We start from the raw sequence: 342 nt of genomic DNA, 5'->3' as shown, positions 1-342 counted from the left end.
CTCGCGATCACCGACCCGTCGGCGTTCGGCTGGATGATCACTGTGTGGCTGTGGCTCACCGTGATCTTCGCCAACCTCGCCGAGGCCGTCGCGGAGGGGCGCGGCAAGGCGCAGGCCGCCGCCCTGCGCCGGGCCAAGACCGACGCCGTCGCCCGCCGGCTCACCGGCTGGGAGATCGGGCAGGCCGTCGAGGCCGCGGTCGTGGAGGACGTTCCCGCGCCGTGGCTGGCCCAGAACGACCTGGTTGTCGTGGAGGCGGGGGAGTTCATCCCCGGGGACGGTGACATCGTCGAGGGCATCGCCAGCGTCGACGAGTCGGCGATCACGGGCGAGTCGGCGCCG

At 73.1% G+C, this 342-nt stretch carries 1 pseudogene; it reads left to right on the top strand.

What is annotated here, in order from left to right:
* A pseudogene (locus tag MXD62_RS10570) lies at positions 1-342 on the top strand (potassium-transporting ATPase subunit B); the annotation flags it as partial.

The organism is Frankia sp. Mgl5 (assembly GCF_023242985.1).
Classification (GTDB): Bacteria; Actinomycetota; Actinomycetes; order Frankiales; family Frankiaceae; genus Parafrankia; species Parafrankia soli.
The sequence above is the reverse complement of the archived record's forward strand: the minus strand, read 5'-3'. Positions and strand labels throughout refer to the sequence as shown.